Source organism: Streptomyces gilvus, assembly GCF_022513565.1.
GTDB classification, from domain to species: Bacteria; Actinomycetota; Actinomycetes; order Streptomycetales; family Streptomycetaceae; genus Streptomyces; species Streptomyces gilvus.
The window spans coordinates 67,410-80,794 of the sequence record NZ_JAKWBE010000015.1 but is presented as its reverse complement, the minus strand read 5'-3'; the positions used below and the strand labels follow the sequence as shown (position 1 = coordinate 80,794).

Below are 13,385 nucleotides of genomic sequence, written 5' to 3'. Positions count from 1 at the left end.
TGAACCTCCTGGCCCATGCGAAGGGGTCCCGCACAGACGACTGTGCGGGACCCCTCGGTCGTACGGCGCCGGCGGACGCGTTCTCAGCGTCCCAGGTCGCCCAGTTCCCTCGCCGCCTCCGTCAGGTCCTTCGCCGTGTCGATGGCCCGCCAGTAGGCTCCCTGGGGGATCGGGAAGCCCGCCAGGCGCAGTTCCCGGGCCAGGTGGGGGAAGGTCGTCCGCTCGTGGTCCCCGCGCTCCGGCAGCAGCTCGGCGAACTCCGGCGAGAAGACGTACACGCCCGCGTTGATCTCGAACGTGGAGGGCGGGGCCTCGATGAAGTCCGTGACGTGGCCGAAGCCGTCCGTCTGCACCGCGCCCCAGGGGATGCGCGGACGCGCCAGGGCCAGGGTGGCCACCGCGTCCCGCTCGGTGTGGAAGTCGGCCATGTCCCGCAGGGAGAAGCGGGTCCAGATGTCGCCGTTGGTGGCGTACCAGGGCTTGTCGGGGTGGGGGAGGTGCGAGGCGGCGTACTTCAGGCCGCCGCCGCGGCCGAGCGGCACGCTCTCCACGACCGTCGTCACCCGTACCGGCAGATCCGCCGACTTCAGCCAGTTCTCCAGCACCTCGGCGAGGTGCCCGCAGCTGACGACGACGTCCGTGACGCCCTCCTCGGCCAGCCAGACGAGCTGATGGCCGATGATCGGCGTTCCCGTGCCGGGGATCTCGACCATCGGCTTGGGCCGGTCATCGGTGTACGGACGCAGCCGCGAGCCCTGGCCTCCGGCCAGGACGACGGCTTGAACGGGGCGGGAAGCGGCGTTCGGATGGGTCATGCCCGCACTGTACGGGGCCTCCCGGCCCTGGCCGACCCCGGGAACCGTTCCTTAACCACCCGTTACCGTCCTCCGAACGCGACGGACGCGGGCGGGGACCGGTGGGTGCGGGACGGGCCGCCGGGGATACGGCGGGCGTGGGACCGGCGGGCGCGGACTGGCCTGCGCGAGCCCGGGGCGAATCTGACGGATGCGGGGCTGGCCGACCCCGAGCCGGGGCCCGGTGGGTGCGGGACTGGCCGCCGTGAAGCCGGTCGATGCTGGACTGGTGGGCGCGAAACCGGGGCGGAGCCGGTGAATGCGGGACCGGCCCATCCCGAACCCGCGGGCGTGAGCCCGGCTGACGCTGGACCAGCCGGTGCGGACCCGGGAGCGCTGGACCGGCAGACCCCGGAACCCGCGGGCGTGGGACGGTGGGCGTGAACCCGGCCGATGGTGGGTCGGCCGATGCGGGCCCGGGGGGCGGGCCCGGCGGATGCGCGACCAGTCGGTCCCGAGTTCGCGGGCGTGGGGTCGGTGATGCTCGGGTCGGCCGTTGTGGACCCCTTGCTGGAACAGTCGGTGTGGGGTCGGGACCACGCCGGATCGGGCAGCGTGGGGGGCGGGGAAGTGGGGTGGTGGGTGGGTCAGTTCTGGGGGGCTGCGACTCCCGTTGCGAAAGACGTGTCACAGACCGGGCGGGCGTACGACTGTGCCCGCACCGGCCCGTACATGCGGGCCGCGGCACGGCCCAGGGCGCGGGCGATGGAGTAGCAGTGCCCGGCGAGCGAGGGGCGCCCGTTCACGGCCTCCTGGAGGTGCGTGAGGACCACGCCCGGGTTCCTGTCCTGCAGTTCGGCGAGGAGCTGGTCCCGCAGCACGTCCTGCGGGGCCCGGTGGACCGGTGCGGCACCCTTGGCGTCGGCGATCGCGTCGGAGGCGGTGAGCACCGAGCCGGACGGGCTTCCCGTCCAGTTGACCCGGGTGACCGCGAGGGTCCCGGACAGCACCAGAAGGACGGGCAGGACGAGGGCGAGGGTGCGGCCGACCCGGCGGGCGGGGCCCCGGCCGCGTCGCGTCTGAGGGGTAGTGGAGTGCTTCACGCGAGTGAGGGTAGCGTTCAGTACTGATTTGGCGACATTTAGTCACCGGTTCGGGGGATGAACTGGTGGCCCCTTCCGGGTACGGGGTTGACGTACACCGCTCGAAATGACCGGTCTGCGGGGGTATTTGTCGACAACGAAAAAGGCCCCGCAGCAGGTTGCGGGGCCCTTCGCGTCAACCTGGGCGAATTCACCCGGGCTGGTGGTTTTGCGAGACGTCAGTCGTCTCAGTCGGTGAGGCGCTCACCGGTGGAGGTCGAGAACACGTGGGTCTCGCCCGGCCGCGGCACGACGTGCAGCGTGGAGCCCTTCTCCGGCACCCGGCGGCCCTCGACGCGGACGACGAGGTCCTTGGTGGTGCCGCCGACCTCGGCGGTGCCGTAGACGTAGCCGTCGGCGCCGAGCTCCTCGACGACGTTCACGGAGACCGCGAGACCGGCCGGCTTGTCCTCCGTGTCCTTCGACAGGGCGCTGGCGGCGCCGCCGTTCTCCTCGACGATGTCGAAGTGCTCCGGACGGACACCGACCGTCACCGTCTTGTCGCCCTTGTCCGTCGCGGCCTTCAGGGCCTCACGGTTGACCGGGACGACGCTGTTGCCGAACTTCACGCCGCCGTCGGTGATCGGGACCTCGACCAGGTTCATGGCGGGGGAGCCGATGAAGCCGGCGACGAAGAGGTTGGCCGGGCGGTCGTACATGTTGCGCGGGGAGTCGACCTGCTGGAGCAGACCGTCCTTGAGGACGGCCACGCGGTCGCCCATCGTCATGGCCTCGACCTGGTCGTGGGTGACGTAGACGGTGGTGATGCCGAGACGGCGCTGCAGCGAGGCGATCTGCGTACGGGTCGACACACGGAGCTTGGCGTCGAGGTTCGACAGCGGCTCGTCCATGAGGAAGACCTGCGGCTCACGCACGATGGCGCGGCCCATGGCGACACGCTGGCGCTGACCACCGGAGAGGGCCTTCGGCTTGCGGTCCAGGTACTCGGTGAGGTCGAGGATCTTCGCGGCCTCCTCGACCTTCTTGCGGATCTCCGCCTTGTTGACGCCGGCGATCTTCAGGGCGAAGCCCATGTTGTCGGCGACGGTCATGTGCGGGTACAGCGCGTAGTTCTGGAACACCATGGCGATGTCCCGGTCCTTCGGCGGCAGGTGCGTGACGTCGCGGTCACCGATGCGGATGGCACCGCCGTTCACGTCCTCGAGTCCGGCGAGCATCCGGAGCGAGGTGGACTTGCCGCAGCCGGACGGGCCGACCAGGACGAGGAACTCGCCGTCCTCGATGTCGATGTTCAAGCCGTCGACGGCGGGCTTCTCGGAACCCGGGTAGATCCGGGTCGCCTTGTCGAACGTAACAGTGGCCATGGTGAATGGGCCCCCTTCTACCGGCAGGAACGTGCCGGACGATCCGTTGTAGGAAGGTGGTGGTGTAGTCCACGAGAGTGAACTGGCACAGGACGGTACCTGCCGTTCGCCCGTATGTCAGTACCTGGCGGCATGTGAACTTCGCGGAAATTTTCGACAGGGGGTCGCCGCGGCCTGGGTACACTGCACGGGCACGTCCGCGATCGCACGGACGCAGGCCTCCTTAGCTCAGCTGGCCAGAGCAACGCACTTGTAATGCGTAGGTCGTCGGTTCGAATCCGACAGGGGGCTCCCGAAGAAGCCAGGTCACATAGGGCGTGACCTGGCCTTTCGGTTTGCGTGGGCGGCCCGCATCGGGTGATGGCGACGCGGTCGGAACGGTCTGCGTGAGCGATGCGTGAGAGGAGCGGCTCCGGGCCCTACTCTTGGGCTTCTTCCGCCCGCTCTTCTTCTTCGCCTTGGCCCGGGCTTTCGCCTTCTCCCTGGCCTTCTCGGCAGCCTTGCGGGCCTTCTCGGCCTCGGTCTTGCGCTGGAGCGGGACCAGCTTGGCGGTGGCCTCAGCTGCGGTCTTGCCGACGTAGGGGAGGACGCTCTGGTAGATGTCCCGGGTGATCCGGGTGTCGCTGTGCCCGAGGGTGTCCGACACGGTTTTCACGTCGATGCCGGCGGCGAGCATGAGGGTGGCCGCGCCGTGGCGGAGGTCGTGCAGCCGGATCGGCGGGAGGCCGGAGGCTGCGACGAGTCGCTCGAAGAGGTCGGTGACCTTGCCGGGGTGCAGCCAGGAGCCGTCTTCCTGCGTGAAGACGAGGCCGGTCTCGACCCAGGCCTATGCCCATTCCTCGCGGTCCGCCTTCTGCTGCTTGCGGTGCCGTTCCAGGACGCCGACCGTGTCCTCGGCCAGGGCTACGACGCGGAAGCCGCTGTCGGTCTTCGGTTCGGACGCCTCGACATCCCACCCGTCCTGGACGAGTTGACCGGCGACGGTGAGGGAGTGCCGGCCCAGGTTGGTCTCCGACCATGGCTGGCCGCATGCCTCACCTCGGCGCAGGCCGCGGAAGGCGATCAGGTGCCACATGGCGTACAGCCGGTCCGCCGAGACGAAGTCGAGGAAGGCGCCGGTCTGTTCCGGCGTCCAGACCATGACAGGGGAGGGCTTCTCGCCGGTCTGCTGCCACTTGGCGGCCGGCCACGACGTACGAGCAGCGGTACCCGAACAGGCTGAGCGGATCCTGGCCGATCCGGCCTGGCCCGCCCTCGCTACCGTTCTCGCGGACGCCGAGGCCCGCGGTCACCAACCGCACCAGCTCCTCGGCGAAGCCGCTGCTCAGCGCGAGCTGACCACGGCCCGCCAGCCCGCCCGCGTCATGATTACCCGCATCCAGCACACCAGTCGGAACTCTGTGCCCAACCGCCGGGCCGAAGCTGCCCGTCGCCGCAGCACCGCCAACGGCACGGCACTCGCTGGTCAGCCCACCCGGAACACATTGCCAGCCGCCGCACCTGCGCCGAGTGCGAGCCAGTCCGGTCGGCCTCGTCGTTAGCAGGGGCGCACAAGAGAGCGGGGGAGTGAGTTGATCTCACTCCCCCGCTTGTTCATCCGGGTCAGCCCTGGGCGGCACGAGCTCTGATCCAACGCTCGGCGACGGAGGCGTTCATCGTGTAGAAGAACTCCGACTTGAGCCCCGGCTCGCTCGTGAGAGCTTCCACCCATGTCATCGGCCAGTTACGACGCTTGTAGTGCTTGCGTACGGCGCGAGTGAATGCCGAGAGGTTGCCCTGCAAGCTCTTCTTCTCCACACCCAGGTGGTTGGCGATCGAGGTGTAGCTCACGCGTGTCTCGGGCTGCTCAGCCAGGAAGTCGAGAACGCGGACGACCGTCTGTACCGAGCCCAGCGGTTCGATCGCCAACCTGCGGAAGTCCTCCACCGTCCACTCGACGACCGGGAGCGCGTCGCCTTCAGGCAAGTCCGCTGCCGCGTCCGTCACGGAATTAACCGGCGGAAACGTTGAGACGGTGGGAGTAGTGGCCGTGACTCCGGTCAGCTCCGCAAGGTAGGCGTACACCTGCGTTACGTACTGGCTCGGCACAGGTACCGAGACGAATTGCTGCTGGGCATCCTGCCCCATAGTTCCTCCCCGAGTGCGTCGCCAGCTCCATCGGCTGCCGACAGGTCTGACTCTGACGCACCAACAGGTGAGGCGTCTACCGGTTAATGCCATCTACTTCCCGATTATCTCCGGCCTTGGTTCCTCTTACTGCTCGATGCCACCCGCTCCCAGTAGTCAAAGCCTCGCGGACCACGGAGTCTCCGGCGCCGCAGGTAGCGGGAAGCGGCGGGCTTTCGTCTCGGACAGTTCGCAGCCGAGAGCGTGCACGCCAAGACCCGCCCTGGTCACGGGCGTCTCGCCGCGGGGGACGGCGGGTACCTGCGTGACCAGGGCGGGGCTCACCCTCGGCGGAGGAACCTGCCTTGGCTCCGGTGCTTGCTGGTCCTCCTGCCGGAGGCCGGCTGTCCCGGCGCGGCGGTTTCGCCCGGCCGCAGGGAGGGGGCCGGGCGGTCCTTGCTGAGGAGGGACTGCCAAACACGTTCCTGCAGCTCGCGGATGCAGGGGCCGCACGCGTACATCGGTGCCTGGGTGCCGGCGACTCTGGCGGGACCGATCCACAAGACACGCGTCCACTGCTGTCCGCAGTAGAGCCAGCAGAATCCGTCGATCCACTCGTTGCCGTCGTCGGTGGCCGCCGGTGCGGGCAGTTCTCCCCGCGCGAAATCGGCGACCTCGGGGATCACGCTGTGCTGTGAGGCGACTTCCGTCAGCATTGCTCGTGCGCCTCCGTGATCAACGGCTCAGGGCCGACGTAACGGTGTCCTCCTGCTTCTCGGCGTCTGAGAACAGGAGGGTGGGCTCGGCGAGGATGTCGCGGCCGGCCTCGCTCTTGTAGATCTCGTCGACGCTGCCGAAGCGGGCTTCGGAGTAGTCGAGGTCCAGCAGCGCGGCGGCCTGCCGGACCGACGCCTCGTCGGGTCCTTCGATCTCCAGGAAGGTGGGGAGGTCGGGCCAGGTGTCGAAGTCGAAGGCGACCTCGCCCAGACGCCACTCCTCACGGTAGTTCTCCTGGTAGCGGACCTCGGTGAGGCCGACCCGGCGGAGGATGTCGGCCATGGCGTGCAGGTCGGTGACCTCGGTCTCGATTTCCGTGGTGCCGTCGATCGTTGTGGCGTCGGTGACCTGCTTGAGGGTGAGCGTCGAGCGGGTTCCCTCGTCACGCAGGCGGATCCAGGCACCGCCGTCCAGGGAGTCGTTTTCGAAGATCTTGCGGGTGAGGAGGGTGCGGGGGAATGCGTGGACGGCTCCGAGGGCGGTCAGCTTGGCCTGGAGGCCGGCGGCGTCGACGGCCAGGAACTTCGCCTCGTACTCGTGCTTCATCGGTGCTTCTCTCAGAGGTGGTTGGTGAGGGTGGATGTGCGCGCTGCCATGAGCAGGCCCATGCGGTGGGTGTGGTCGCGTGGCTGGCCGACATGTGGCCGCTCGGTGAACTCGCTCGTGCGCAGGGTGAGCAGGACATCCCAGTCGCCGAGGAAGTGATGGCGCAGGCGTTCGGGGGAGGTGTAGTGCTCGATCATGTGGTGGCGTCTTTCGACGGGCATCATGAACTCCGCGCCGAACACGCCGCCCGGGCGGACCAGGCGCTGCATGCGGTCGACGAACTCGGCGAGCGGGCGGTGGTGGTTGGCACTGTAGTGCCACGAACAGCTCGTCCAGACTGCCTCGCACTGGAGGCCCAGGGGCGCGCCGTCGAGGAAGTCGTCCTCAACGACTTCTACGCGTGAGTGGAGTTCTTCGAGTTTCAGTCGATCGATCAGACCCAGCGCGTGTGCCTGGCTGTCACCCGGGAGGCGGATGTCGGCTCCGTGGAGGGCGACCGCGTCGCGCTCGATGGCGACGACGTGGTAGCCGGCGGCGGCGAGGGGCAGAACGAACTTGCCGTCGCTCGCGCCGATGACCGCGACGGTGGCATCAGGGGCCACACGTTCGCGCAGCGTGGCGAGGAACTGTGGAAAGAAGGTGAGGGTCCGCTCCCCCAGGCTCTCCGTCTGCATGCGCGTGTGCTCCTTGCGTATTGGTGCCCGTGATCACGCGAGGACGCCAGGCGCGGCGAGAAGTTCGACCCGCCGCTGAACTGGCGCGAGCTCGCCTTCTACGACGCCGTGGCCGACCACGGCACGGCGCAGGAACTCATGGGTGACGAGGTCCTGGCGAGGATCGCCCGCGATCTCGTCGCGGAGGTGCAGAAGAAGCTCAAGCCGGACTGGATCGCCCGTGAACCGGTCCGCGCTGGCCTCCGCAGCGCCATCAAGCGCCTGCTGGCCCGGCACAACTACCCGCCGGACCGACGCCTGGAGGCCGTAGACCTGGTCTTGAAGCAGATGGAGCACTTCGCCAACGAGTGGTCCACTACCGGTATACCGGACAGCTGAGACACCTGGCCACGCCGGTGCAAGGGCAGTGCACCTTCAAATTGTGAGAAGTCACTTCGGGAGCGGGCGATGGGCAACGAGATTCAGCTGATCAGTGACGGTGAGGGACTGGCGGTCATCGGGGATCCGACGGATGTCGAACGCTTCCTCGTCTCGGAGGGGCTGCCGTCGAAGGACCTCGGACTCCAGCGGCTCAAGTCCGTTTTCGGCACCGGGGCTGCAGCCGCGCAGGCAGGCTCGGAGATCGCTGCTGAGTCCGGCCGCTGGGTGAAGCTGACCCGGGAGTCGGCGCAGGTCGTCAAGAAGTACGGGCTGAGGGAGAGTGCGAAGACAGGATGTAGCACAGGTGTGCTGAAGGGGCAGAAAGGCCAGATCAGAGGATTCGTCGAATTCGCGAAGGCGCCGCGATCGCTTCTGACCAACCCGAAGATTCTTGCTGGTGCGGCAGGGATCATGGCGCAGATCGCCATGCAGCAAACCATGACCGAGATCACCGACTACCTCGCCACGATCGACGAGAAGGTCGACGACGTGCTTCGCGCCCAGAAGGATGCCGCGTTGGCCCGCATGATCGGCGTGGGCTTCGTCATCGAGGAAACCATGATCATTCGAGAGCGGAGAGGCAGGGTCGACGACGTCATGTGGTCGAAAGTGCAGAACGCGCCGACGACGATCGCGGACACTCAGGCTTACGCCTTGCGTCAACTCGACGCGCTCGCAGAGAAGATGGAACAGAAGACCAAGATCGGCGACCTGGCCGCGACGGCCAAGGACGCTGAGTCCACGGTTCGGGAGTGGCTCGCCGTTCTGGCCCGGTGCTTCCAGTTGCAGGACGCGATTGCCGTGCTCGAACTCGACCGGGTGCTGGACGCGTCGCCGGAGGAGCTGAACGGACACCGTCTCGGGCTGAAGGCCGCCCGGCAGACCCGACTGGGACACATCTCGCGAACCACCGAGCGTCTGGTGGCCAGGATGAACGCGGCTGTCGGCACGGCCAACGCCAAGGTGTTGCTGAACCCGAACAAGTCCCCGGCCCTGGTCACGTCGATCAATCACGTCTCTGCCGGCGTCCACGGCTTCCACACGCGACTCGGGATCGAGTCCGGTCATCAGTCGTCCCAGCCGAGGCGATGGGTGGACGCGGCCACGGAGGCGAGGGACAAGGCGCTCGAGACAGGAGCGAAGGGTGTCGATGCCGCCATGAGCCTCGGCAACGAGACCCTCGACCGGGCCGGATCGGTGACGGAGAAGCTCTCCAGTTGTATCGCCGAGCGAGCCCGCCGTCTGTTCGGGGACGACGAGCCAGGCGACAAGAAGAGCGGGTGAGCTTCCTACCATCCAGATATGCCGGACGACTGACGCAGCCTCCTTCCTGCTTCGCACCCAAGGGACCGTCGTCCGGCCCTGAACCGGGTAGTCGTCTCAGCTTTCCGCCGCGTCCGGTATGTGGCGGGAAGCGGGGTCTTCGTCGAAGCCCTGGGAAGAGTTGCTCGCCTACCGTGGCCAGTAGGACGGCGGTGAGACCGATGGGTCCACACGCTCGAACCGGTGCTTGCTCACTGGGTTCAAGCCCTTGATGTGGATCAGCTGCTGTGTGTCTGCTTCACCGAGCTCGCCGACGATCAGCGGCATCGCCGCGACCACCGCGCCCATCGCCAGGCCGAGGCCCGCCATACCCTTGTGGGCCTGGCTGAACCGGATGTGGTGCATGCCCGACTTCTTGATGGCCTCCGTCTCCGACGGATCCTCCAGTTGCCGGGCGTCTCTGGTCAAAAAGGCGTCGAAGCCCTTTCTCGCGGCATCGGGGAGAAGGGCGAGATCTTTCTTACCCGCCCACCTGATCTCACTGACGTGCTTGACCTCGTGGCCGGGCAGGAGCCGTCTGAGCATCTCCAGCACCTGTACGGGAACGTTCTCGTCGATGAGGATCCGCATCAGGCGGCGCGCGCTCCCGTGCTGTAGCTGTCCACGTAGAGAGCGAAGGAAGCCGCGTCGCGTGCGGCGTCCGCGGTGACGCCGGGGTAGTAGTCGGCGATCCGCTCCGGCGGGATGCCGTCCTCGACCAGCTCCGCGACGGCGTCGAAGGGGATCCTCGTGCCCGTGATCACGGGCTGTCCGCCCTGGGTCTCGGGATCGACCGTGACGTGGTGTTTCGGCTGCAGGAGGTGTGGGACCACGACGCCGGCTCGGGGGGCGAACTCCTGGAGGATGTCGGCCATGGTGGCGATCACTCGTTGGCCAGGATGTTTGACCAGATCGGTGCCGTGGTCATCGTGGCCCGCGAGGACGATCGAGTCGCCCTCGGCCACCAGGGAGTAGCTGGACAGGTGCTCGACCTCCCCGATCTTCTTCAGGGTGGCCAGGGCCACGCGGATCTTCTGGAGGGATACGTCCTGACGGAGGTGGGCGAACGCGCGTAGCCCGAGTACGTCTCGGAAGGAGTAAAGGGCCGGCCTGGTCGCCAGCTCGGGCCGAAGGATCGGTCCGTTGCCCCGGTCCTGTCGCCACGTGCGCAGTTGCCCGACCGTCGCCCCGGAGAGGGCGGCAGCCATACGCGTCGAGTACGCCATCTGCTCCCTCCCCTCCCGGCCACGTGCTGTTGAGCGCCATCATCCCAGGTTTCCGCGCGAGAACGCTACAGAACACCGACGGCGCCGGTACTCCGGGACCTCTGCGAGCGGGCGATGACGCGTCCAGTGTGCGTGAGCGGTGCGTGAGCGGACGGGGTGGCATGAGGTGGATAGGTCGGCATGAGGGGTTGTGCGTCATGGGCGTCTGAACTGGGGAAACGGGATTCTGTGGCACTGGCTGGCACCTAGCGGGATGATCTTGCAGGCACTTGTAATGCGTAGGTCGTCGGAATCCGACAGGGGGCTCTCTCAGGTCCAGGTCCAGGTCCAGGTCACATGGTCCGTGGCCTGGCCTCGCTCGGCGGGCGCTGGGCTCGTGTCATCGCCTGCCGCATGAGCAGACCTGTCGCCAGCAGGGTGAGTGCGAGGAGCCATAACGGTCCTGTGCCCTTGCCGTTGACGAGGATGTACGCGGCGCCGACGGCCGGCGCCAGGCCGTGGCGCCTCCACAGGGACTGTGGCACGCGGGGGCCCTTCGGTGGGGGACAGGTCAGGCGGATCGACGTGGCCATCCCAGGTCAGGGATGTTCTGACATGGGCTTCTTCGTGTCGAGGGCGGTGCCGAGGGTCGTGAGGGCGTCGTCCGTCAGGCGGTAGACCGACCACTCGTCCTGGCGGCGGGCGCCGAGGGACTCGTAGAAGGCGATGGACGGGGTGTTCCAGTTGAGGACGGCCCACTCCAGGCGCTGGTAGCCGCGTTCGACGCAGATGCGGGCGAGTTCGGCGAGGAGGGCCTTGCCGTGGCCGGTGCCGCGGGCGGTGGGGCGGACGTAGAGGTCCTCCAGGTAGATGCCGTGGACTCCGCGCCAGGTGGAGAAGTTCAGAAACCACAGCGCGAAGCCCACGGGGTCGCCCGTGCTGTCGTCGACCGCCATGTGGGCGTACGCGGCGGGCCGCTCGCCGAAGAGGGCGTCGTGGAGCTGGGCATCGGTTGCCCTGGCCTCGTGGGGGACCTTCTCGTAGGTGGCCAGTTCCTGGATGAGCTCGCGGATGACGGGTACGTCGGCGGGTGTCGCGGTACGGATCATGCGGCGAGGCTAACTCGCGGGGGCACGGGCACCCAGGGGCGCGGGGACGGTGGGCGGTGTTCCGGGCGGCGGGGGCCGGCGGTGGTTTCCCGTGCGGTGGGGTGGGTGGTGGCCTCCCGTGTGGACGGGGCGGCGGTGCTTCCGTGCGGCCGGGGGCGTGTTCGGTTGGCAGTGCGGCTGGGCTGGGAACCGCCCACCGCCACCGCGCACCGCCACCGCCCACCGCCACCGCGCACCGCCACCGCCCACCGCCACCGCGCACCGCCACCGCGCACCGCCACCGCGCACCGCCACCGCCACCGCCCACCGCCACCGCGCACCGCCACCGCGCACCGCCACCGCGCACCGCCACCGCGCACCGCCACCGCCACCGCCACCGCCCACCGCCACCCCCTACCCCCTACGCAGGGTGATCCCGTAGGCGGCGGGCGATGGTCAGGTGGTCCGGGACGGGGGTGCGGGTTTCCTCCAGTTGCCAGACCGAGTTCTGCAGGACCCGGGCCAGGGTCCAGGCGCGGGCACGGGCGCGGTCCAGGGACAGGGTGTCCGTCATGGCGTCGAAGCGCCACCGCACCTCGTCCGCGTCGAAGCGGTTCCACAGGGCCGGGAAGAGGTCGAAGCCGGGGTCGCCGGCGAGCGGCTTGGGGTCGATGGCGAGCCAGGGGGCGCGGTCGGCGCCGAGGACGTTCTCGAAGTGCAGGTCCCAGTGGAGGAGCCGGTCGCCGGGCTCGTCGGCGACCTCGCGCACCGCCGCCGCGCAGTCCGCGAGCAGCCGCCGCTCGGCCGGGTCGGGTACCCGGGGAAGGACCGCCGAGGCCCGGTCCAGGAGCTGTGGCACGAGGTCGCCGAGGCGGCGCAGGGCGGGCGGGGCGGGGGCTGCCGTCAGCCGGGCCAGCAGCCGGGCGACCACCAGGGTCGCCGCGCGGGTGTCCGCCAGGTCGTTCAGCAGGCGCCCCGCGTCGAGCCGCTCCAGCAGCAGCGTGCCCGTCGCGCCGTCGCACGCCAGCAGCCGGGCGGCCCCGTCGCCGTCCCAGGCGCGCAGCGCGACCGGCTCCCCGACGGTCTCCTCGTCGACGTCCTGGAGCTTGAGCACGGCCCGGGTGCCGTCGGCCCGCAGCACGGGCAGCACCAGCGCGCACCGCCCGTGCATCGACGGCCCGTCCAGCCGCAGCTCCCAGTGGTCGAGGAACCGCTCGGCCCGCTCCGGCAGCCCCGCGACGAAGGCACGCCCCGCCTCCCCGCCGTACAGCTCGTGTCGGGCGATCAGTGCGTCCGGAATGTCGATCACCCGTCCGAGGTTAGTCACATGCGTGAATCGCCTCATGCGAATGGACCGGGGCATCGGCTACAGGGTGTGGAGGTATGTCTGCGGCGCCCCCGGCACGTACATCTGGCTGAGCGTCCTGTTCGTGACGACCGTCGCGCTGCACCACATGTCGCCGGAGTTCGAGCAGGATTTCCTGCGGCAGCGGTCCACCAACATCCACGAGCTGTCGAACGACCCGGGGCGGGTGCTGCTGCAGAGCGCGATGTGGATCGACGGCGGGCGCTGGCTGCCGTACGTGGTCCTCTACACGGTCTTCCACGCGCAGGCGGAGCGCTGGCTGGGGACGGCGCGCTGGCTGATGGTGTGCGTGGCGGCGCACGTGCTGGCGACGCTGATCAGCGAGGGCGCGCTGCTGCGGGCGATCCGGGACGGGATGGCGCCGCACTCGGCGGCCGAAACCCTGGACATCGGGGTGAGTTACGCGCTGGCGGGGGTGGTCGCGGTGCTCGCGTACCGGATCGCGGTGCCGTGGCGGTACGGATATCTGGCCGTCGTGTTCGTCGTGTACGGGCTTCCGCTGGCCTCCACCCCGACCTTCACGGACCTCGGCCACTTCACCTCCGTGCTGATCGGGCTGGCCTGTTATCCGCTCACCAGAGGGCGCGGAGAACCACTGAATCCGAAGGAGACATGGGCCGCTCTGAGGGGCTAACGTCCT

14 protein-coding genes, 1 tRNA gene and 3 pseudogenes are annotated in these 13,385 nt (G+C 68.8%); 5 read left to right on the top strand and 13 right to left on the bottom strand.

Going from position 1 to position 13,385, the window contains the following annotated elements; genetic code table 11:
- Positions 1 to 83: 83 nt before the first annotated feature.
- From MKW14_RS23350 to MKW14_RS23340, 3 genes are all read right to left on the bottom strand, one after another.
- Positions 84 to 815 carry a nucleotidyltransferase family protein gene (locus tag MKW14_RS23350; RefSeq protein WP_240865094.1) on the bottom strand — a complete coding sequence of 244 codons (732 nt, stop codon included), beginning with the start codon at positions 813 to 815 and terminating at the stop codon, positions 84 to 86.
- A gap of 626 nt (positions 816 to 1,441) precedes the next feature.
- On the bottom strand, positions 1,442 to 1,897 hold the full coding sequence (locus MKW14_RS23345; protein ID WP_240865093.1) for a hypothetical protein: 456 nt from the start codon (positions 1,895 to 1,897) through the stop codon (positions 1,442 to 1,444).
- A 227-nt stretch (positions 1,898 to 2,124) separates the two neighbouring features.
- Positions 2,125 to 3,261, bottom strand: coding sequence for an ABC transporter ATP-binding protein (locus tag MKW14_RS23340; RefSeq protein ID WP_240865092.1), 1,137 nt, complete (start codon positions 3,259 to 3,261; stop codon positions 2,125 to 2,127).
- A 217-nt stretch (positions 3,262 to 3,478) separates the two neighbouring features.
- Between MKW14_RS23340 and MKW14_RS23335 the strand changes: the two genes are divergently transcribed.
- Positions 3,479 to 3,552 (top strand) — tRNA-Thr (locus tag MKW14_RS23335).
- Between the two features lie 133 nt (positions 3,553 to 3,685).
- Here the strand turns inward: MKW14_RS23335 and MKW14_RS23330 are convergent.
- A pseudogene (locus tag MKW14_RS23330) lies at positions 3,686 to 4,441 on the bottom strand (site-specific integrase); the annotation flags it as partial.
- Positions 4,442 to 4,451: 10 nt separating this feature from the next.
- Between MKW14_RS23330 and MKW14_RS23325 the strand changes: the two are divergent.
- A pseudogene (locus MKW14_RS23325) lies at positions 4,452 to 4,802 on the top strand (mobilization protein); the annotation flags it as partial.
- A 61-nt stretch (positions 4,803 to 4,863) separates the two neighbouring features.
- Here MKW14_RS23325 and MKW14_RS23320 read toward each other — a convergent pair.
- The 4 genes from MKW14_RS23320 to MKW14_RS23305 all read right to left on the bottom strand — a co-directional run bounded on the left by MKW14_RS23320 (position 4,864) and on the right by MKW14_RS23305 (position 7,364).
- A complete protein-coding gene (locus MKW14_RS23320) occupies positions 4,864 to 5,388 on the bottom strand; it encodes a hypothetical protein (RefSeq protein WP_240865091.1) in 525 nt (174 codons plus the stop codon).
- Positions 5,389 to 5,708: 320 nt separating this feature from the next.
- Positions 5,709 to 6,083 carry a hypothetical protein gene (locus tag MKW14_RS23315; RefSeq protein WP_240865090.1) on the bottom strand — a complete coding sequence of 125 codons (375 nt, stop codon included), beginning with the start codon at positions 6,081 to 6,083 and terminating at the stop codon, positions 5,709 to 5,711.
- 19 nt (positions 6,084 to 6,102) lie between these two features.
- A complete protein-coding gene (locus MKW14_RS23310) occupies positions 6,103 to 6,690 on the bottom strand; it encodes a class IV adenylate cyclase (RefSeq protein WP_240865089.1) in 588 nt (195 codons plus the stop codon).
- A gap of 11 nt (positions 6,691 to 6,701) precedes the next feature.
- Positions 6,702 to 7,364, bottom strand: coding sequence for a class I SAM-dependent methyltransferase (locus MKW14_RS23305; protein ID WP_240865088.1), 663 nt, complete (start codon positions 7,362 to 7,364; stop codon positions 6,702 to 6,704).
- Between the two features lie 48 nt (positions 7,365 to 7,412).
- Between MKW14_RS23305 and MKW14_RS23300 the strand changes: the two are divergent.
- Both MKW14_RS23300 and MKW14_RS23295 read left to right on the top strand, forming a co-directional pair.
- Positions 7,413 to 7,742: pseudogene (locus MKW14_RS23300) on the top strand (type I restriction enzyme endonuclease domain-containing protein); the annotation flags it as partial.
- 69 nt (positions 7,743 to 7,811) lie between these two features.
- The gene (locus MKW14_RS23295) at positions 7,812 to 9,068 is read left to right on the top strand and encodes a hypothetical protein (RefSeq protein WP_240865086.1); all 1,257 of its coding nucleotides are present in this window, start codon (positions 7,812 to 7,814) and stop codon (positions 9,066 to 9,068) included.
- 168 nt (positions 9,069 to 9,236) lie between these two features.
- Here the strand turns inward: MKW14_RS23295 and MKW14_RS23290 are convergent, their stop codons facing one another.
- The 5 genes from MKW14_RS23290 to MKW14_RS23270 all read right to left on the bottom strand — a co-directional run bounded on the left by MKW14_RS23290 (position 9,237) and on the right by MKW14_RS23270 (position 12,724).
- Positions 9,237 to 9,677, bottom strand: coding sequence for a DUF5615 family PIN-like protein (locus tag MKW14_RS23290; protein WP_240865084.1), 441 nt, complete (start codon positions 9,675 to 9,677; stop codon positions 9,237 to 9,239).
- Entirely contained in the window at positions 9,677 to 10,312 is a 636-nt protein-coding gene (locus tag MKW14_RS23285) for a DUF433 domain-containing protein (RefSeq protein ID WP_240865082.1), read from the bottom strand. Before MKW14_RS23285 ends, MKW14_RS23290 begins: the two co-directional genes overlap by 1 nt.
- A gap of 332 nt (positions 10,313 to 10,644) precedes the next feature.
- On the bottom strand, positions 10,645 to 10,836 hold the full coding sequence (locus MKW14_RS23280; RefSeq protein ID WP_240865081.1) for a hypothetical protein: 192 nt from the start codon (positions 10,834 to 10,836) through the stop codon (positions 10,645 to 10,647).
- A gap of 54 nt (positions 10,837 to 10,890) precedes the next feature.
- On the bottom strand, positions 10,891 to 11,400 hold the full coding sequence (locus tag MKW14_RS23275; protein ID WP_240865080.1) for a GNAT family N-acetyltransferase: 510 nt from the start codon (positions 11,398 to 11,400) through the stop codon (positions 10,891 to 10,893).
- Between the two features lie 400 nt (positions 11,401 to 11,800).
- Positions 11,801 to 12,724, bottom strand: a complete 924-nt coding sequence (locus MKW14_RS23270; RefSeq protein WP_276621564.1) for an aminoglycoside phosphotransferase family protein — start codon at positions 12,722 to 12,724, stop codon at positions 11,801 to 11,803.
- Between MKW14_RS23270 and MKW14_RS23265 the strand changes: the two genes are divergently transcribed.
- Complete coding sequence (locus tag MKW14_RS23265; RefSeq protein ID WP_240865078.1) at positions 12,723 to 13,379, top strand: rhomboid-like protein; 657 nt, start codon at positions 12,723 to 12,725, stop codon at positions 13,377 to 13,379. The genes MKW14_RS23270 and MKW14_RS23265 overlap by 2 nt on opposite strands.
- Positions 13,380 to 13,385: the final 6 nt, after the last annotated feature.